Source organism: Aureimonas populi (assembly GCF_017815515.1).
In the GTDB taxonomy this organism is placed as follows: domain Bacteria; phylum Pseudomonadota; class Alphaproteobacteria; order Rhizobiales; family Rhizobiaceae; genus Aureimonas; species Aureimonas populi.
In genome coordinates this window covers 3,044,734-3,064,253 of sequence record NZ_CP072611.1, presented here as the reverse complement: position 1 = coordinate 3,064,253, position 19,520 = coordinate 3,044,734, and the positions used below count along the sequence as shown (strand labels likewise).

11 protein-coding genes are annotated in these 19,520 nt (G+C 68.7%); 7 read left to right on the top strand and 4 right to left on the bottom strand.

Features of this window, described 5'->3' with window-relative positions:
* Positions 1-129 precede the first annotated feature (129 nt).
* Positions 130-1,509: a class II 3-deoxy-7-phosphoheptulonate synthase gene (locus J7654_RS14475; RefSeq protein WP_209736581.1), complete on the top strand. Its 1,380-nt coding sequence runs from the start codon at positions 130-132 to the stop codon at positions 1,507-1,509.
* Positions 1,510-1,694: 185 nt separating this feature from the next.
* On the opposite strand, the gene J7654_RS14470 is transcribed toward J7654_RS14475, so the two are convergent.
* Complete coding sequence (locus J7654_RS14470) at positions 1,695-2,321, bottom strand: DedA family protein (protein WP_209736580.1); 627 nt, start codon at positions 2,319-2,321, stop codon at positions 1,695-1,697.
* Positions 2,322-2,542: 221 nt separating this feature from the next.
* On the opposite strand from J7654_RS14470, the gene J7654_RS14465 reads away from it, so the two are divergent.
* Together J7654_RS14465 and gltX are read left to right on the top strand one after the other, a co-directional pair.
* Positions 2,543-2,854: a hypothetical protein gene (locus J7654_RS14465; protein ID WP_209736579.1), complete on the top strand. Its 312-nt coding sequence runs from the start codon at positions 2,543-2,545 to the stop codon at positions 2,852-2,854.
* 4 nt (positions 2,855-2,858) lie between these two features.
* On the top strand, positions 2,859-4,229 hold the full coding sequence (gene gltX / locus J7654_RS14460) for a glutamate--tRNA ligase (protein ID WP_209736578.1): 1,371 nt from the start codon (positions 2,859-2,861) through the stop codon (positions 4,227-4,229).
* A 15-nt stretch (positions 4,230-4,244) separates the two neighbouring features.
* Here the strand turns inward: gltX and J7654_RS14455 are convergent, their stop codons facing one another.
* Together J7654_RS14455 and dgcA are read right to left on the bottom strand one after the other, a co-directional pair.
* Complete coding sequence (locus J7654_RS14455) at positions 4,245-6,554, bottom strand: NADP-dependent malic enzyme (protein WP_280842341.1); 2,310 nt, start codon at positions 6,552-6,554, stop codon at positions 4,245-4,247.
* An 81-nt stretch (positions 6,555-6,635) separates the two neighbouring features.
* A complete protein-coding gene (gene dgcA, locus J7654_RS14450) occupies positions 6,636-7,619 on the bottom strand; it encodes an N-acetyl-D-Glu racemase DgcA (protein WP_209736577.1) in 984 nt (327 codons plus the stop codon).
* A gap of 170 nt (positions 7,620-7,789) precedes the next feature.
* Here dgcA and J7654_RS14445 point away from each other — a divergent pair, with 170 nt between their 5' ends.
* From J7654_RS14445 to J7654_RS14430, 4 genes are all read left to right on the top strand, one after another.
* Positions 7,790-8,980: an ABC transporter permease gene (locus J7654_RS14445; protein WP_209736576.1), complete on the top strand. Its 1,191-nt coding sequence runs from the start codon at positions 7,790-7,792 to the stop codon at positions 8,978-8,980.
* A gap of 1 nt (position 8,981) precedes the next feature.
* Positions 8,982-9,827, top strand: coding sequence for an ABC transporter ATP-binding protein (locus tag J7654_RS14440; protein WP_209736575.1), 846 nt, complete (start codon positions 8,982-8,984; stop codon positions 9,825-9,827).
* The gene (locus J7654_RS14435) at positions 9,828-11,762 is read left to right on the top strand and encodes an MlaD family protein (protein WP_209736574.1); all 1,935 of its coding nucleotides are present in this window, start codon (positions 9,828-9,830) and stop codon (positions 11,760-11,762) included.
* Between the two features lie 68 nt (positions 11,763-11,830).
* On the top strand, positions 11,831-12,415 hold the full coding sequence (locus J7654_RS14430; protein WP_209736573.1) for an ABC-type transport auxiliary lipoprotein family protein: 585 nt from the start codon (positions 11,831-11,833) through the stop codon (positions 12,413-12,415).
* 146 nt (positions 12,416-12,561) lie between these two features.
* On the opposite strand, the gene J7654_RS14425 is transcribed toward J7654_RS14430, so the two are convergent.
* Positions 12,562-19,326 carry an apolipoprotein A-IV repeat region-like domain-containing protein gene (locus J7654_RS14425; RefSeq protein ID WP_209736572.1) on the bottom strand — a complete coding sequence of 2,255 codons (6,765 nt, stop codon included), beginning with the start codon at positions 19,324-19,326 and terminating at the stop codon, positions 12,562-12,564.
* Between the last annotated feature and the right edge of the window lie 194 nt (positions 19,327-19,520).

Here is a 19,520-nt window from a genome sequence, read left to right as displayed (position 1 = left end):
GCGCACCATAGATGGTTAAAGGCGGGCGCCCGGCGGCCAAGAGACGGTTGCGGGCGATCGCAGGATTTCCGTGAGACATGACGGCGACACGACCGCTCTCCGGATGACCCTTGCGGCAAGGAGCGGACAATGGCGAAGAACTGGACCCCCAAGAGCTGGCGCGACAAGCCGATCATGCAGGTGCCCGATTATCCCGATCCGGCGGCGCTTGCGGAGACGGAGAAGCGTCTGGCCTCCTTCCCGCCGCTCGTCTTCGCCGGCGAGGCGCGCAAGCTCAAGCGCGCGCTCGGCGCGGTGGCCGAGGGGCAGGGCTTCCTGTTGCAGGGCGGCGACTGCGCGGAGAGCTTCGCCGAGCACGGCGCGGACAATATTCGCGACTTTTTCCGCGCCTTCCTCCAGATGGCGGTGGTGCTGACGTTCGGCGCCGCGCAGCCCGTGGTCAAGGTGGGGCGCATTGCCGGCCAGTTCGCCAAGCCGCGCTCCTCGGGCTCGGAAACGGTGAACGGCAAGACGCTGCCCTCCTACCGGGGCGACATCATCAACGGCATCGAGTTCGATGAGGCCTCGCGCATTCCCAACCCCGAGCGGCAGGAGATGGCCTATCGCCAGTCGGCGGCCACGCTGAACCTCCTGCGCGCCTTCGCGCAGGGCGGCTACGCCAATCTGGAGAACGTGCACCAGTGGATGCTGGGCTTCGTGGCCGACGGGCCGGAGGCCGCGCGCTACCAGGCGCTGGCGGACCGCATTTCGGAGACGATGGGCTTCATGCGCGCCATCGGCATCAATGCCGAGACGCATCCGGCGCTGCGCGAGACGGATTTCTTCACCAGCCACGAGGCGCTTCTCCTCGGCTATGAGGAAGCGCTGACGCGCGTCGATTCCACTTCGGGGGACTGGTATGCGACCTCCGGGCACATGATCTGGATCGGCGACCGCACGCGGCAGGACGACCACGCCCATGTCGAATACTGCCGGGGCATCCGCAATCCGCTGGGCCTGAAATGCGGCCCGAGCCTCGAAGCGGACGATCTCCTGAGGCTCATCGACACGCTGAACCCGCAGAACGAGCCGGGCCGGCTGACGCTGATCAACCGTTTCGGCCACGAGAAGGTGGAATCGCACCTGCCCAAGCTCATCCGCGCGGTGGAGCGGGAAGGGCGCAAGGTCGTATGGTCGTGCGATCCCATGCACGGCAACACCATCACCCTCAACGGCTACAAGACGCGGCCCTTCGACCGGATCCTGTCGGAGGTCGAGCGCTTCTTCGACGTTCACCGGGCCGAGGGCACCCATGCCGGCGGCATTCATGTGGAGATGACGGGCAAGGACGTGACGGAGTGCACGGGCGGTGGGCGGCCGGTTCTGGCGGAAGACCTGTCGGACCGCTACCACACCCATTGCGACCCGCGCCTCAACGCCAACCAGGCGCTGGAACTGGCCTTCCTCGTCGCCGAGCTTCTGAAGAAGGAGCATCGCGCCGAGGCACCCCGCAAGGTTGCCGGCTTCTAGGCACGCGGCCCCAGGCGCTTCGAAGAGACAGGCGGGCGGCGGAAGCCGCCGCTCGCGGGCATCTGGCGTGCGGCGCGGCATGGTCCGCCAGCCGGGCGTTGAGCCGAGGGTTTACGGGGAGTTGCGCGGCGGGCGGCCGTCATTCGTAGCCACGGGCGGTTTGCGCGTTCGGTTCGGGGCGCTGCTCAGACCTTCTCGCGTTCCTCACGCTCCTGCCGCTTGCGCTCGCGTTCCGCCCGTCGGTCGGCGGCTCCGGGGCCCCAGCGGCTCCAGGCGAACCAGCCCGCCACGGCGACGAGGATCGTCAGGAGCGCGGCCAGGAGGCCTTCCTCCACCATTTCCAGGCGGGCGAAGACCGTGGAGATGGAATAGCCGAAGACGTAGCCGATGGTCGTGAAGAGCGTTGCCCACAGGGCGGCGCCGATGAGGTTGAGGAACAGAAAGCGCGGGACCGTGATGGAGGAAAGGCCAAGGGCGATCAGGCCCGGCATCCTCAGCCCGTAGACGTAGCGATTGACGATGACGAAATAGGCCTGGAACCGGTCCACCAGCGAGAGCGCGCGGGCAAAGCGTGGCCTCTGGGTCCAGCGCACCACGAAGCGCGAGTCGGAGAAGTAGCGGGAGAAGAGGAACACCGCCAGATCGCCGAAGAAGGAGCCGACGAAGGCGAGCGCCAGCATCATCTCGATCGGATGCGCCCCGCGATAGGCCAGGAACCCGCCGACGATGGCGAACACCTCCCCCTCGAAGAATGTGCCGATCAGCACGATCACGATGCCGAAGCGGTCTATGAGCCCGAGAATCTGGTCCAAGTCGTCTCCGTGTGCGGAACGGCCGCGCCGGGCGCCGGGTGGGCGCATGGCGGGCAAGCACGTCCGGCGGTTCGCTCTAAGGACGCCGCGCGCGTCTCGCAAGTCGTTCCTAGACGGAAGCGGCGCGGAATGCGAACGGTCTCGCTTCGCGCGGCCTCTGTGTTATGGGAGCCACGCGCCGCAAAGGGCCTTGCCCGCAGGCCGCGCCGAACGAGGTCCGGATGACGCAATACGAACTGCCCTCCGCGCCGGAAGTGGCCTTGACGCTCCTGGTGGTCGGACTCCTGTTCCTCGTGCGCTTCGTGCTGGCCATTCGCCGGCTGGAGCCGCAGGGCGGCCAACCGATCCTCCAGCAATGCCGCCGCGTGAGCCGGCCGTGCGCCTTCGGCGCCGATCTCGAGCCGGAGCGTCGGCACGCCCTGCGCCAGCTCGTCACGGGCATTGCCGTCAGCGGCGCCGGGCTGGCCTTCGGCGGCTGGCTCCTCCTGTCGAGCGTGCTCGGCCCGTTCTTCGCTCAAGCCTTCGGACGCTGAATTCATGACGCCGCTTCTTCGCTTCGCGCCATCGCCCACGGGCTATCTGCATATCGGCAATCTCAGGCCCGCCTTGTTCAACTGGCTGTTCGCCGCTCGCCACGGTGGCCGATTCGTGCTGCGCTTCGACGACACGGACACAGAGCGCTCGCGCGAGGAATATGTGCGGGCGATCGTGGAGGATCTGGCCTGGATCGGCATCCACCCGCATGAGACCGCGCGGCAGAGCGAACGCATCGCGCTCTACGAGCGCGCGGCGCGCGTCCTGCGCGAAAAGGGGCTGCTCTACGCCTGTTACGAAACGCCGGACGAACTCGACCGGCGCCGCAAGCGCGCCGCTGCGCGGGGACTGCCGCCGATCTACGGGCGCGACGCGCTGCGGCTGACGCAAGGTGAGCGCGCGGAGCTGGAAGCGGCCGGGCGCCGGCCTTACTGGCGCTTCCTCCTGCCCAATTTCGACAGCGACCCCTTTCAGACGCGCCGCTCCGAGGTGGTCTGGGACGACATGATTCGAGGACGCCAGACGGTGGACCTCGCCTCGCTCTCCGATCCTGTTCTGGTGCGCGAGGACGGCAGCTTCCTTTATACGCTGCCCTCGCTGGTCGATGACGGCGAGATGGGCGTCACCCATGTGATCCGGGGCGAGGATCATGTGACGAACACAGGCGTGCAGATCTCCATCGCCGAGGCGCTCGGCTATGCGCGGCCGATCTTCGGGCACCACAATCTCCTGACCACCATAGACGGAGAGGGGCTGTCGAAACGCTCCGGCGCGCTTTCGCTGCGGACCTTGCGGGAGGAGGGCGCCGAGCCGATGGCCGTAGCGTCGCTGGCCGTTCTCACCGGGGCGGCCGGGGCGGTGGAAGCGGTGCCCGATCTTGCCGCGCTGGCCGAGCGGGTGGACTTTTCGGCCATCTCCGCCTCCAGCGCGCGCTTCGACCCCGCCGAGCTTTGGCGGCTCAACGCCGAACTCGTCCACGCGCTGCCCTACGAGGCCGTCGAGGGCCAGTTGCGCGCGATGGGCGCGCCGGAGAGCCGGGCACGCGCTTTCTGGGACGCGGTGCGGGGGAACTGCGGGCGGGTGGCGGATGCCGCGCTGTGGAAGGCCGTGGTGTTCGACGAACCGCAGCCGGCCGCGCGCGCGCCGCAGGACGAGGACTTCCTGCGCACCGCAGCCGGCTACCTGCCGGACGAGCCGTGGGATCGCGCCACCTGGAAGCTGTGGACCGACGCGCTGAAGGAGGCGAGTGGCCGCAAGGGCAAGGCGCTGTTCCTGCCGCTGCGCCGGGCGCTGACAGGGCTCGAACACGGCCCCGAGCTTGCCGATCTCCTGCCGCTGATCGGACGCGGGGAGGTTCTGCGGCGCCTCGGCTAGGAGACGCCGGCCGTCTTAGCGAGGGGTCTGCTGCACGGCCTCGGCCACCGCGATGGCGGCCATGTTGACCACGCCGCGCGACGTGGCGGACGGCGTGAGGATGTGCGCCGGCGAGTTGGTGCCCAGCAGGAGCGGGCCCACATGCAGCGCGTCCATCGCCACCTTCACCACGTTCATGGTGATGTTGGCCGAATCGATGGTGGGGAAGACGAGAAGATTGGCCGTGCCCGAAAGGGTCGATTCCGGCATGACGCGCCGACGCATCTCCTCGGAAAGCGCCGCGTCTCCATGCATCTCGCCGTCGATCTCGATCTCGGGCGCGCTGCGGCGCACCAGCGTCAGCGCCTCGCGCAGCTTCACCGCGTCCGGCGTGGTGTCCGTGCCGAAGTTCGAGTGGGAGACCAGCGCGACCTTGGGCACGATGCCGAAGCGCGAGATTTCGATGGAGGCCAGGCGCACGATTTCGGCGAGGTCTTCCGCGCTCGGGCTCTCCTGCACATAGGTGTCGGTGAGGAAGAGGGTGCCCTCGCCGGAGATGAGAAGGCTCATCGCCGAAATCTTCGAAACGCCGGACGCCGCGCCGATGACCTGCTGGATATCGCGGATATGGCGCGAGAAGCGCCCCGAGAGGCCGCAGATCAGCGCATCCGCCTCGCCGCGCGAGACCGAGACGGCGCTGATGACGGTGGTGTTGGTGCGCACGATCAGGCGGGCCGTGTCCGGGTTCACGCCGAGGCGGCCGACCTTCTCGAAATAATGATCCACATAGTCGCGGTAGCGCGGATCGTCCTCCGGGTTCACTACCTCGAAATCCGTTTCCGGCCGGATGCGCAGGCCGAAGCGCTTCAGGCGCGTCTCGATGACGCTCGGGCGGCCGACGAGGATCGGCTCGCAGAGCTTCTCCTCCAGCATCACCTGCGCGGCGCGCAGCACCCGCTCGTCCTCTCCGTCCGCCAGGATGACGCGCTTGCCGGAATTGCGCGCGATCTGGAAGATCGGCTTCATGACGAAGCCGGAGCGGAAGACGAAGCGGCTCAGCCGCTCGTTATAGGCTTCCATGTCCTCGATGGGGCGCGTGGCGAAGCCCGCGGCCTCGGCGGCCTTCGCCACGGCGGGGGCGATCTTCAGGATCAGGCGCGGATCGAACGGCGAGGGAATGAGATATTCGGGGCCGAAGACGGGCGTTTCCGTGCCGTAGGCGCGCGCGGCCACCTCCGACACTTCCTCGCGGGCAAGGGCCGCGATGGCATCCACCGCCGCGATCTTCATCGTTTCGTCAATGGAGGTCGCCCCGCAGTCGAGCGCGCCGCGGAAGATGAACGGGAAGCAGATGACGTTGTTGACCTGGTTGGGGAAGTCCGAGCGGCCGGTGCAGATCATCGCGTCCGGGCGCACGGCGCGCGCCAGATCGGGCATCACCTCGGGCGTCGGGTTCGCCAGCGCCATGATCAGCGGGCGCGGCGCCATCTTCTCCAGAAGCTCCGGCTTGAGGACGCCGCCGGCCGAAAGGCCGAGGAAGATGTCCGCCCCCTCGATGGCTTCGGACAGGGTGCGCATGTGCGTCTCGCGCGCATAGACCGACATCCAGCGGTCCATCCGCCCCTCGCGCCCGGCATAGACCACGCCGTCGATATCGGTGCAGGTGATGTTCTCCACCCTGGCGCCGAGCGAGACGAGGAGGTTGAGGCAGGCGATGGCCGCGGCGCCCAGGCCCGAGGTCACGATCCGCACGTCCTCGATCCGCTTCTCCGCCAGGAGAAGGGCGTTGCGAACGGCGGCGGCCACGATGATGGCGGTGCCGTGCTGGTCATCGTGGAAGACGGGAATGCCCATCCTCGCGCGCAGCCTCTCCTCGATATCGAAGCACTCGGGGCTCTTGATGTCCTCGAGATTGATCCCGCCGAAGGTGGGCTCCAGCGCGGCGACCACCTCGACCACATGGTCGATCTCCCGCGCGTCGATCTCGATGTCGAACACGTCGATATCGGCGAATTTCTTGAAGAGGACTGCCTTGCCCTCCATCACCGGCTTGGAGGCCAAGGGGCCGATGTCGCCGAGGCCGAGCACGGCCGTGCCGTTGGAGACGACGCCCACGAGATTGGCGCGGCCGGTGTATTCGGCCGCCAGGGACGGGTCGGCCTCGATGGCCTTGCATGGCGCGGCCACGCCCGGCGAGTAGGCGAGCGCCAGGTCCCGCTGGTTGCCCACGGGCTTGGACGGCTTGATCTCCAGCTTACCGGGCTTGGGATACCGGTGGTAGAAGAGGGCCTGCTCGTCGAGGTCGCGGTTCATTCGACGCGGCTGGCTGTCTTCGGTCTCCGGCATCTGTGCCTCCATGTCCCTCGTTTGCCCCGTCTTATCGGAAAGAACGCAGGGAGCAAGCGCTCGCCATGCTGCGCTGCGGCGTCATCCCCAGAGCGCCCGGGGCGGCGGCGAGACGGTGGAGGACGAGTAGAACAGCCCGTTGGGCCGGTCCTGGCGCAGGAGCAGGGGCCCGTCCAGATCGACAAGGTCCGCGCCCTGCGCCAGCAGCACGGCGGGCGCCATGGACAGCGAGGTACCCACCATGCAGCCGACCATCACGCCGAAGCCCAGTTCCCTCGCGCGATTCAGGAAGGCGACGCCTTCCGTCAGGCCGCCGGTCTTGTCCAGCTTCAGGTTCACATAGTCGTATCTGTGCCGCAGCGCGTCCAGGTCGCCCGTGGAATGCACGGATTCATCGGCGCAGACGGGCACCGGATGCGGGATTTCGGCCAGAAGGCCGTCCTGGCCCGCCGGCAGTGGCTGCTCCACCACGCTCGCGCCGATGGCGGCGGCCGCAAGGAGGTTCTCGCGGATGTTCTCGGGCGTCCAGCCCTCGTTGGCGTCGATGATGAGCCGGGCGCCGCGCGCGGCAGCCCGCACGGCGCGCATCCGCTCGGCATCGTTCCGGCCCCCGACCTTTACCTTCAGCACGCCGCGATGCGCCACCGCCCGCGCGGCCTCCGCCATGTCCGCCGGGGAGGCCAGCGAGATCGTATAGGCCGTTTCGACCGGCCGGGCCGGGAAGCGGCAGACCAGTTGTTCCACCTGCCGGTTGGTGGACTTGGCCTCGATGTCCCACAGTGCGCAGTCCAGCGCATTGCGTGCAGCGCCGGCGGGCAGCAGCTCCTGGATGGTATCGCGCGAAGCGCCCCCCTCCACGGCCTCGCGCACGCCCTCCAGCGCTGCGACGACGCTTTCCGGCGTCTCTCCGTAGCGGGTATAGGGCACGCATTCGCCCCAACCGCGGCCGAACTCGTCCTCCACGCTCGCCACGACCACGACCGCTTCCGTCTTCGAGCCTCGCGAGATGGTGAAGGCGGAGGCGAGGGGGAACCTCTCCACTGTGACCGAAAGACGACGCGCCATCTGAAAACCTTTCGCGAAGCTGCAACTGGAGGGCGATGCGCGATGACAAGACGATTGCCGGGCGTTAACCTTTCGCCGCAGGAGGCCTTTCGCGTCTCATCGCCACTTCCGACCGGCATCGCTGCGATGCCGGCTTTCGGATAACGCACCGCAGGGCCGAAATCGAGACGATGCTGGATGTCGTAGACGCCGAGGAACGGAGCAAGGGCGACCAGCGCCGCACGACCCCTCCCGCGATGGCGGCCGAAAAGCAGGATGGCAACGTCGTCCTGCGCTTCTCCGGTGACTGGCTGGCCCGCACGATCGGCGAGATCGAGGCGGACGTGACCAAGGCGCGCGGGGCCGATCTGGGCCGCTCCGTCTCGTTCGACTGCGGCTCGATCGGGCGGCTGGACACGTCCGGCGCCTATCTGATCGAGACGCTGGCCCGGGCGCTGGCGGAAAAGGGCGTCGAAAGCTCATTCCAGGGGATCGAGGACAGCAAGGAAGCGCTGTTCGGCGCCGTGCGCAAGGCGCTGGACAGCGAGCGGCCCGCCGCCGTGCCGCGCAAGCGCAACTGGAACCCGCTGATTCTCCTGGAGGCGATCGGGCGAAGCGTGGCGGGGCTCGGCTCGGAATTCGTGGCCGGCCTCAATATCGTGGGCGCTTCCCTCTACGGCGCGGGCAGGCGGCTGACGGGCAAGACACAGTTCCGCCCCGCCGCCATCGTGCACCAGATGGACCGGATGGGCGTGAGGGCGGTGCCGATCATCGCTCTGATGAGCTTCCTGATCGGCGGCATCATCGCCCAGCAGGGCGCTTTCCAGCTCCGTTATTTCGGCGCCGAGATTTTCGTGGTGGACCTCGTCGGCATCCTCACCCTGCGCGAGATCGGCGTTCTCTTGACCGCCATCATGGTGGCCGGCCGCTCCGGCAGCGCCATCACGGCCGAGATCGGCTCGATGAAGATGCGCGAGGAGGTGGACGCGCTGACCGTCATCGGGCTGAACCCCATCGGCGTCCTCGTCTTTCCGCGTCTGGTGGCGCTCACCGTCGTGCTGCCGCTCCTCGCCTTCATCGCCAATCTCTGCGGGCTGGCCGGGGCCATGGTCGTGGTGTGGCTCTATTCGGGCATCACGCCGGACGCCTTCATCCAGCGGCTGCGCGAGGCTATCGACGTCGCCACCGTCTTCGCGGGCCTTATCAAGGCGCCGTTCATGGCGATCATCATCGGCGTCATCGCCTCGGTGGAGGGAATGCGCGTGGGCGGCAGCGCCGAGAGCCTGGGCCGCCACGTCACCTCCTCGGTGGTGAAGGCGATCTTCCTCGTCATCCTCGTCGACGGCATCTTCGCCGTCTTCTACGCGGCCATCGGATACTGACATGAGCAGCGCCTCCCATGGCAAGACGGGCGGTGAACCCGAAATCATCATCACCGCGCGGGACGTGTCCGTCTCCTTCGGCTCGAAGCAGATCCTCGACGGGTTGACGCTCGACGTGCGGCGCGGCGAGATCCTCGGGTTCGTGGGCGCCTCGGGCACCGGCAAGTCGGTGCTCCTTCGCACCATCCTCGGCCTCAACCCCAAGCAGGGCGGCACCATCGAGGTCTTCGGGGTGGACTACGAGCAGGCCTCCGACGCCGAGCGCCTCTCCGTGGAGCAGCGCTGGGGCGTGCTCTTCCAGCAGGGTGCGCTGTTCTCCTCGCTCACGGTGCTGGAGAACATCCAGGTTCCCATGCGCGAATATCTCGACATCTCGCCCAAGCTCATGGAAGAGCTGGCGCGGCTGAAGATCGACCTCGTGGGGCTTGCGCCGGACGCCGCCGGCAAGTTCCCGTCCGAGCTTTCCGGCGGAATGATCAAGCGCGCGGCACTCGCCCGCGCGCTGGCGCTCGACCCCGACATCGTTTTCCTCGACGAGCCGACCTCGGGCCTCGACCCTATCGGCGCGGCCGAATTCGACGAGCTCATCATGACGTTACGGGACACGCTGGGGTTGACCGTCTACATGGTGACGCACGATCTCGACAGCCTCTTCCAGGCCTGCGACCGCATCGCGGTTCTCGGCAAGAAGCGTGTCCTGGTGGAGGGGCCGCTGGAAACCATGCTGGAAAACGACGACCCCTGGGTCCAGACCTACTTCCACGGCAAGCGCGCGCGCACCATCGTGCCGGCCGGGCGGCGGATCGTCTCCGGCAACGGAAATCCCTCTTCCGACGGGGAACAGTAAATGGAAAACCGCGCCAACTACGTCCTCGTCGGCGTCTTCACGCTTGTCGTCCTCGCGATGAGCTTCGGCTTCGTCTACTGGTCGGCCAATGTCTCCGACTCCAACACGCGCGTTCCGCTGATCGTACGGATCGAGGGCTCGGTCAGCGGGCTGAGCCAGGGCAGCCAGGTGCTGTTCAACGGCCTGAACGTGGGCACCGTCACCAATCTGCGGATCGATCCGAACGATCCGCGCACGGTGATCGCCACCACGCAGGTGGACCGCAACGCGCCCATCACCACCTCCACCCAGGCGTCCATCGGCTTCCAGGGCCTGACCGGCATCGGCTTCATCGGCCTTGCGGGTGGCAATGTGAACGATCGCAACATCATCCAGTCCGCGCTGGAGCAGGGCGCCACGCCCGTTATCCGCGCCAATCCCTCCGACGTGACGGATATCCTGGCGACGGCGCGCGACATTTCCGACCGCGCCAACAACATTCTGGGCGAGTTCGAGCGGCTCGTGCATGAGGTCGGCCCAGCGGTGACGACGACGGCCGAGAACATCGCCCGCACCTCCGGCAATGTGGACGTGTTCACCGCCAGCCTTGCGGCCAACGCGGACCAGATCGAAGGCTTCGTGGCCAGCCTGGGGCGGCTTTCGGAAAGCGCGAACAACGTGGCGCTGGAACTGCCGGGCCTCATCGAGGAGGCCTCCACCTTCATCTCCGCGCTCGATTCCGAGTCCATCAACGCGTCGCTGGAGAACGTGGCGGCGATCACGAGTGCCGTGCGCGAGCAGACGCCGGCCATCGCCAGCGCCATCCAGTCCGCGACGGTGGCGATCGAGAGCTTCGGCGAGGTAGGCGCGACGATCGACCGGAACCTGGCAGCGGTCGACCGCTTCCTGGCGGCGCTCGGGCCCATTTCCGAAACGGCGCAGAGCGTGGCCACCCGACTCGATTCCACGCTGGAGTCGGTTCAGAACGTGACCGACGCCATCGATATGGTCAATATCGACCGGGCGATCGACAATATAGCGGAGATCACCCAGACCTTCCGCAACCAGAACGACGACATCGCGCGCGCCGTCTCCTCCATTGCTGACGCGGCGGAGAATTTCGGCGCGTTTGGGGAGTCCGTGCGCCAGAACATCACCGGCATCGGCCAGTTCCTGAGTGCGCTCGGCCCGGTGGGCGAGCGCGCGACGAGCGTTGCGGAAAATCTCGACGAGACGCTGGTTTCGGCCCGCGAGATCGTCGCGGCCGTCGATCCGGCGCAGGTCCGCTCGACGGTGGACAGCGTCTCCGGCTTCACCACCGCGCTCAATGAGCGGGCGCCGCAGGTGCAAACCTTCATCTCGGGCGCCAACGTGGTCGTGACCTCGCTTCAGCAGGCCCTGACCGGGCTGGACGAAACGCGCGGACTGGTCGATCAGATTCTCGCCGGCATCGATCCCGCATTGGTCAGCCAGGCCGTCACGGATGTGTCCGCCGCGTCCAACAACATCGCGAGCGCCGCCGACGAGATCGGCTCCATCGCTCGCGACATCGGCGCACGGCGCGAGGACATCGATTCCATCATCACCAATGTGGAGGAGACGAGCTCCAACCTGCGCGTGGCCTCCGCCCAGGTGCAGACGCTCATCAACTCGGTGGACGGTTTCGTCAACAGCCCCGACGCCGACAGCCTGAGCGAGGAGGCGCGCCAGACCTTGCAGGCAATCCGCTCGGCGGCGCTCTCGATCCAGGCGGGCATCGATCCGATTTCGGCGAGCGTCACCAACCTGTCGGACCAGTCCCTGCGCGAGGTGCGCGGCTTCCTGCGCGAGACGACGGGCGCGATCAGCCGCGTGGAGCGCGCCATCACCGACCTTGCCAACAATCCGAGCCGGGTCATCACCGGCGGGAGCGGGGGCGGCGACGTGCGCCAGTTCGACGGGCGCGTGCGGCGTTGACGAGGAAGAACAATACCGGGCCGGGCGCGGGGCGCCCGGCTTTCCCCTTGCAGAGGAAAGACAAGACGATGGCCAAGGCTGCCCGACCGTTGTTCATCGGCCTGTGCGCCGTGCTCCTGGCCTCCTGTGCCTCCTTCTCGACCCCGCCCGAGACCTTCGATCTCGCGCCGCCGCGCACGGCCTCCATCCAGGGGGCGAGCCGCGCGCAACTGCTCATTCCCGAGCCGACGGCCATCCGCACGCTGGACAGCCAGCAGATCGCCATCATGCCCACCAGCCTGACAGTGGAGTACCTGCCGCGCGCCCAGTGGACGGACCGGTTGCCGCGCCTTGTCCAGCTTCGCCTTCTCGAGGCTTTCCAGAACACCGGCCGCGCCGGCGCCGCTGGCGTGCCGGGCCAGGGGCTGGCCATCGATTACCAGATCGTCACGGAGCTTCGCCGGTTCGAGATTTCTCTGGAGAGCGGCTCGGCGGTGGTGGAAATCTCGGTCAAGGCTCTGAACGACCAGACCGGACAGGTGCGGGCGGCGCAAATCTTCCAGTCGAGCGTGCCCCTGACTGGCAGCGGAAACGCCGCCTCCGTGCTGGCGCTGAATGCCGCCTTCGCGAACGTCACGGACCAGATCGTCGGCTGGACCCTTCGTCTGGTCTGACCCTGCCATCCCGATTTCGGAAAATCGCGTAAATAGCTGAACTGTCGATCCTTTCCGACCCGCCATGAGGTGCGTGCGAGGATGAAAAAAAGGCGGGCGCCGATGGCGCCCGCCTTTTCTCATTCAAGCTGCTCCCAGCCGCCAGATCAGTCGAAGCGGCCCGAGGCGTGGGCGAGCATGGTGTAGACCTTGCCGGTGTCGGAGGCGATATAGCCCTTCGTCCGGCTGTGATCCGTGTCCTTCTTCGACACGTCCGCCAGAAGCGCCTCGAAATCCGCGATATAGCGGTCCACGGCCTGCCGGAAGTCGCCGTCGCGCTGATACTTGCGGCGGATTTCGTCGAAGGTCTGCTGCCCCTTGATCGTGTAGAGGCGGCGCGTGAACACGTTCCGCTCACCGCTGCGATAGCGCTCCCAAAGCTCCATCGAGACCTCGTGGTCGATGGCGCGGGCGATGTCCACCGAAAGCGAGTTCAGCGACTCTTCCACATGCTCGACACTGCGCGGCTGGCGCTCGCCGGCCCGCGCGCCGGGCGCGGACGGAGCGGGTGCCGAGGCGATCGCCTCCTCGTCGGAATCCTGCGACGCACGCCGCAGGAGATCGGAGACCCAACCGCCGCCAACACGCTGCGACAGGGGTTCGGACGCCGTCGGGGCGGCCGGCGCGGGCTGCGCGGGCCGCAGCGGCGCGGCCGGGCGATGGCCGGCGGTCAGGCCCGTCGGCGCCTGCGACGGGTAGGAGCCGCGCATGTCCCGCGCGAGATTGCCTTCCGAGAGGATGGCGCCGACGGCGGCGCTCAGATCATCCTCGGCCTCCTCGACGCGGGCGGCACGCGGCGCAGGCGCTGGCTGCGGCGCCGGCCGTGCCGGCTCCTCCTGGCGAATGCTCGGCGCGGCCGCGCGAGCCGGGCGCATGTCGATGGCGCGGCCGGATTGGGCGACGATATCGCCCAGCTCGCGCAGGGCGCGAATCTGGTCGGTCACGGCCCGGCGCATGGCCTGCGTGCTTTCGCGCGCCTCTTCGGGAAGCTCGAACACGCCGCGCTTGAGCTCTTGCCGGGTGGCATCCAGCTCGCCGCGCAATGACGAGGCGGTACGGCGCATCTCCTCCGTCGCTTCCGCGAAGCGCGTGTTGGCCTCCTCGATCACGGAGCGAACGGCCTCGCGAATCTCCTCGGCCGCCTCGCGCGAGCGCTCCTCGGTGGTCTCGATGCGGCGGCCCGCCTCGTCCAGCGTCTCGGTGAGGCGCGAGGACAATTCGCTCGTCAGCGCGCGCGAGCGCTCGCCCGTGCCGTCGAAGACGCGTTCCACGACCTCCTCGAAGGTGCGGATCGTCGCGCCGATCTCCTCGGAGCGTTCGACCAGGCCGGACGAAAGCGATTCGAGGCTCGCCCGGCGCTCGTCCAGAGAAGCGGTGAGGTTGGACTGGGTGGCGTCGATGAGGCGCGTGGCCTCGTCCAGCATCCGGCCGTGCTCCCCGAAGCCTTCGGCGATCTCGGCGATCCGCTCCAGTGCGCCGCCGGAAATGGCGCCGAGCTGGCCGACCTGGTTCTCCAGCCGCTGCGCCGTGTCGGCGATGGTTCGCGAGGCGCGATCGGCTCCGTCGCCGAAGCGCCCGCTCGTCTCGGCCAAGGTGGCTTCGACGGACGAGAAGTCCTCTGCCGCCCGCTCGACCAGTTCGCGCAACGAGGAGCCGGCATCGCCGAGTCGCTCGATCAGCGCACCGGCGGCGCGGGAGAGTTCGGCATGAGCGCCCGAGATGCGCTCGGCCGCCGCATGGGAACGGTCGTCGAGCGAGGAGGCGATCTCGGCGGTCGATTCGGCGATCTGCTCGACAGCCGTGCGCGCGTTGCGGGCAAACTCGGCCGCGATGCGCTCGTTCTCGGCGCGCAGGCGCTCGGTGGCCTGCCGCGCGCTGGCATCGAGCGCCGAGACCGCTTCGGCCCCGCTCGCCGCAAGCCGGTCGGCCATCGGCCGCGCTTCCTCGTCGATGAGCCGCGCGATCTCGTCGTTGCGGCCCTTCAACAGGGATTCCAGCTCCTGGACGCGCGCGGCGAACTCCTCGCCGAGGCTGCCGGCCCGGGCCGAAAGCGCGACTTCCGAAGCCATGATGCGCTCGGAAAGCTCCTCGCTGAAGCGGCCCGCGCTGTCCAGCATCTCGCGATTGGCGCGCTCGGCCTCGATCCGCATGGCGGTGGAGACGCCGGCCAGACGCTGCGAAATCTCGCCCCCTTGCGCGAAGATCGCCTCACGGGCTCCCTCGATGTCGCGGACGAAGGCCGCCGAGACGCCGGTCGCGTCCTCGCGCAGGCCCTCGGTCAGGCCGGCGAGGTCGCCGCGCAGCGACTGGGACAGCCCGTCCATCTCGGAACGCAGGGCGCCCGTGGCGGCGCGAAGCTCGTCGCGCAGCGCCGCGGAGGTGCCGCCGAGCGCCTGCGACAGTCCGGCCGAGAACTCGGAGAGCTCGCTCGTGAACCGCGTGGTCCGCTCGTCCAGCGCTCCGGCGGAGCGATCGCTCGCCTCGCGCATCGCGGCGGTTGCCGCGGCGAGCTGGTCGGCGAAGCTGCGCGCATCCTCGGCGAGCATCTCACGCGCGGCCCGGGCGCGTTCGTCGAGCGTGCCGGAAACCTCCTGCATCCCGTCCGCCAGGGCGGCCGCCTCCTGAGAGAAGCGTTGGCGCGAGAGCTCTGCAATCTCGCCGATCCGGCTGGCGGCCGCCTCCACGTCGCTCGACAGCCCTTGCGACTGGGCCGCAATGTCGCCGCGCACGGTCTCCACGCGCTCGGCGAGAGCGCGCGAGGCCGTCTCCAGCGCCGAGGCCATGAGCGCGGCGTTGTGCGAAAGGTTCTCGCGCGATTCGGTGCCGGCCTGGCGCAGGAAATCGCTCGCCTCCCGGATCGAAGCGACGAAGGAGGAGGAACCCCGGCCAAGCTCGCGGCGGGCGCCCTCCGATTCCTCCAGGAAGCGCTCGGAAAGACCGCCCAGCGTTTCCACGAACTCGCCGGCCGCCTCCGCGAGGCGACCCCGGGCGGACTCCGCTTCCGTGCGCATCGCAAGCGATGCGCCGCTGATCTGCGTGACGAACTGCGCGCCATCCTCCGAAAGGGCCGTGCGCACGTCCTGCGCCTCGCGGCGAAGATCGGCCGAGACCTGCGCGAGGCGCTCGGCAAGGGACGTCGCGTCCGTGTCGAAGCCCTCACGTGCTTCCTGGGCGATGGTGCGCAGGGACTGGCCAGCCTCGGAGAAGCTCTCCGCCAGCTTCGAGCCTTCCTCCGACAGGAGGCCGCGCATCTGCGCCGTGCGCCCACCCACATCCTCGGCGATGCCGCCCAGAAGCGTGGAGAGCTTCTCGGCCTCGCCGGCGAAGGCTTCGCGCGCCGCCTCGCTCGAACGATCGAAGACGGTGCCGATCTCGCCGACGCTGAGGGCGAGGCGCCGCGTCTGCTCTTCCAGCCCCTCGCGGGCGCGCTCCGCTTCCTCACCCATCAGGCCGGTGGCCGACACGATGGATTCGCGCAGCGCCTCGGCGATGAGCTGGGCGCGGTTGGAGAGGGTGCGCTCGACATTGCCGAGGCCGCGCTCCAGCGTCGTCGCGATGGCCTGCGTGCGCTCGTCGAAGGCGAGGGTGATGCTGTTGGTGCCGCCCTCCAGAACCGCCGCGATCTCGTCGCGCCGCGCTTCCAGCGACTGGCCGACCGTGCCGGCGCTTTCCTCCAGCGAGCGGCGAAGGTCGTCCGCGCGGTCGCCCAGCGTGGCGGCGATGGAGCGCGAGGCCTCCTCGACGGTCGCCGTGATGTCGATCCGCTGCTCGTCGAGCGCGGAAGCAAGCTTGCGGTCCACCTCCACAAGCGTGGCGCGAAGAGCGTCCAGCCGCGCGTCGAGCGAACCGAGAACGGTGGCGCCGTGCGTTTCGATGGCGCCGGAGAAGAGTTCGGCGCGCTCGTCGATGCCGGTGAGGAAGCCCGACTGCGAGCCCTCCAGAAGCTGCTGCACCGTGGTGAGGCGCTCCTCCAGGCCGGCCAGGACCGTGCCGCGAATGTCCTCGCCAACGGCGCGCAGGCTCGCTGTGCGGTTTTCGAGCCCTTCCAGAAGCATGGAGAGCGCGCTTTCCATCGCGCCCAGCGCGGCGGAGGTGCTCTGGTCGATGCCGCGCGAGAAGCTTCCGGCGCGCTCTTCCAGCGTGGTGCTGAGGCGCCCGGCATTCTGGTCGATATCGGCGAGCATGCGAGTGCGCGCCTCCTCCACCGCGGCCGACAGGCTCTCGATACGGGCCGAAAGCTCGTCCGCGATGCGGCGGGCGGCGTCGTCGAAGGTGTCGCGTGCCGTCGCGCTCTCGGCGTTCACACGCTCGATGAAGCGCTCGCGGCCCTCGTCGGAGCGCGCCAGCGCCTCTTCCAGCCGCTGGACGACGTCCTTGTCGAGCGTGGCGGCATGGCTTTCCAGCGAGGACAGGATGCGCTGGCTGTTGTCGCGCAGGGCGCTGTCGCTGGCCGCAACGGTTTCGGAGAGCGAGCGTGTGAGATCGCGCGCGCGCTCCTCGATGCCGCCGAAGAGGGCGGCGGAACGCTCGTCCAGCGCGCTTTCCAGGCGGCGGCTTCCGTCGTCCAGCGAGACCGCGATGGCCTGGCTGCGGTTCGCCAGAAGCTCCTGGATCGAGGCGATGCGGCCGTCGAGCCCCGCTTCGATGCGCTCGCGATTCTCCTCCAGCGTGCCCGCGATGCGGCCGCTGCGCTTGTCGATGGCCTCGGCCAGCGCCTGCGTCTTCTCCTCCACGCCGATCGCCAGCTTGCCCTCGGCGCCGTCGAAGATGCGGGCTAGGCGCCCGATATGCTCCTCGACCGCCTCAGTGATGGCGTTGCCGCGCTCCTCCAGCGCCGTGGTCATGGTCGCCTGGGCGAAGGCGAGCGAAGTGTCGAGGTCGCTGCTGCGGTCGGCCAGGAGCGCAGCGATGGTCTCGACGCGCTGGCCGAAGGTGGTGCGGATGTCCTCCGCGCGGCTTTCCAGGCTGGCATTGGCCAGCGCCACGGCGTCGCTGGTGCGCGCCGAAAGCTCCGAATGGCCCTGGCTGAAGGCCTGGACGATCTCCGTCGTGCGCTCGGCCAGGGAGCGTGCGAACTCGGTGGTGCGCTCGCGCAGGCTTTCGGAGATGCGGTCGGTCGAGCGCTCGATGGCGCCGGCGCGATCCTCGATGGCCTGAACCAGGCGTTCGCCTCGCCCGCCGACGATCTCCTCCAGCGAGGCAAGCCGGCTGTCGAGTTGCGAAACGATGTCTTCGTTCCGCTCGCCCAGAAGGGCGCCGGCGCGCTCCATGCGCTGGTCCAGCGCCTCTTCCAGAAGGCGCAGGATGCGGTCGCCCTCGGCCCCGAGGCGCGCGGCGCGCTCGTCCAGCCGCTCGCCCACGCCATCCAGAAGGCGCGCGCCATCGGCGTCGATGCGCTCGCTGCGCTCCGAAAGGGTGGCGCCGAGCGTGGCGAGGAATATGGCATTCTCCTCGCTGAAGCTCTCGGTGCCGGCACGAAGAGCCGACGAGACGCTCTCATTGGCCGAATTCACCTGTTCGACGAGCGTGCCGGTGGCCTCGGCCAACGTGCGCTCCATCTCGGCGGCACGCTCGGAAAGCTCGGCCGAACGGGCGGCCACGAGGCTCTCCGTTTCCTCTGCGCTGCTGCGCAGGCGCGCGGCAGCGTCCTCGGCGGCGGAGGCGATCTTCGTGGAGAGGGATTCGCCGGTCTCAGACAAGCGCTCCTCGGCGAGGCGGGTCTGCTCGGCGAAGGCTTCCACCAGCCTGTTGGCGCGGCCCTCGTGCTCGTCCGTCAGCGCCGTTCCGCGCTCCGCGAGCATGGCGTCGAAGCGGGCGCCGGCCTCCTCGATCCGCCGCAGCACTTCGCTGGAGGCCGAATCGACATCCTCGATCAGGCTCTGATGCGAGCCGACGAGCGAGCCGCGCAGCTTCTCCGCATGGTTCAGCATGGATTCGCGCTCGGCGGCGAGGTCCGAGACCAGCGTGCGAATGCGTGCCTCGTTATCGGCATAGGCTCGCTCGAGCGAGCCCACTTCGTCGCGCACCAGAGATTCCAGCTCGCTCATGCGCGAGAGGGAGCGCTCCACGCCCTCGCCCAGCGCGGACACCTCGCGGCGAATGGCCTGGCCCAGAGTCGTGATGCGCTCGCCGGCCACCGATTCGGGCTCGGCCAGCCGCAACGCGACTTCCGCCAGCGAGCGCGTGGCAAGGCGCAGGTCCTGGCCGCGCTGCACCATCAGGGCCGTGCCCATGATGGGGAAGACCGGCAGCAGGCCGGCGGCGACGAGAATGCCCATGAGGAGGCCGTCCACTCCCATGGCGCCGGCCGCGCCCGAGCCGACCCAACCGGCCGTCGCCGCACCCACCAGCGCCACCCAGGCCACGGAGGACATCGCACCCACCACCAGCGGGCGGCGGGAGGCGCGGCGCGAGAAGAGACCCTCGGCAAGGGCGTGGGCGGAGCGGGCCTCGTCATTGGCCGCGCTCTTGCGGAAGGAAGCGGCGGCGCGCGTGCCGGCGTCCTCGCCGCCGCGCCGGGCCGGGCCGCCATCCCGCTCGCGCGAGACGAAGGACGCGGCAGCCGCCGTCGCGGCGGCCTCGCTTTCCTGCGCGAGATCGGTTTCGGGCAATTCGGGCTCGGGCATCTCGAAGCCGGCGGGGTCGCTCGCCTGTGGCTCGGCCTCGTGGCGTATGGCGCCGGCGGCCTCCTCGAAATTGCGGTCGAACTCCTCGAAGGCGCGCTCCAGCTCGCTGTCGCGATCCGCCGAGGCGGTTACCGGCTCCCGGGGCGCTTCGCCACCGGCCTCCATGAAGTCCGCGTCGCGCAGTGCCTCTTCAAGCTCGAACAAAGCCTCGTCCGAAAGCTGCTCGGCCGTCTTGATATTCGACATCTTGCGCCGCCTCGATACTCGTTACCCATTGCCGTCGGCGAAACTGGCGCGGGCGCGTACCCGCCCATCCATGCCGCCGACGCTCCAGAGCGCCCCAATAGATGACGCGGACGCACTGGCTCATCGGTTATGGTAGTGACCACCCGGATCGAAAGAAACAGTAAAACGGCGCGATACCTACAAGTTTAAACATA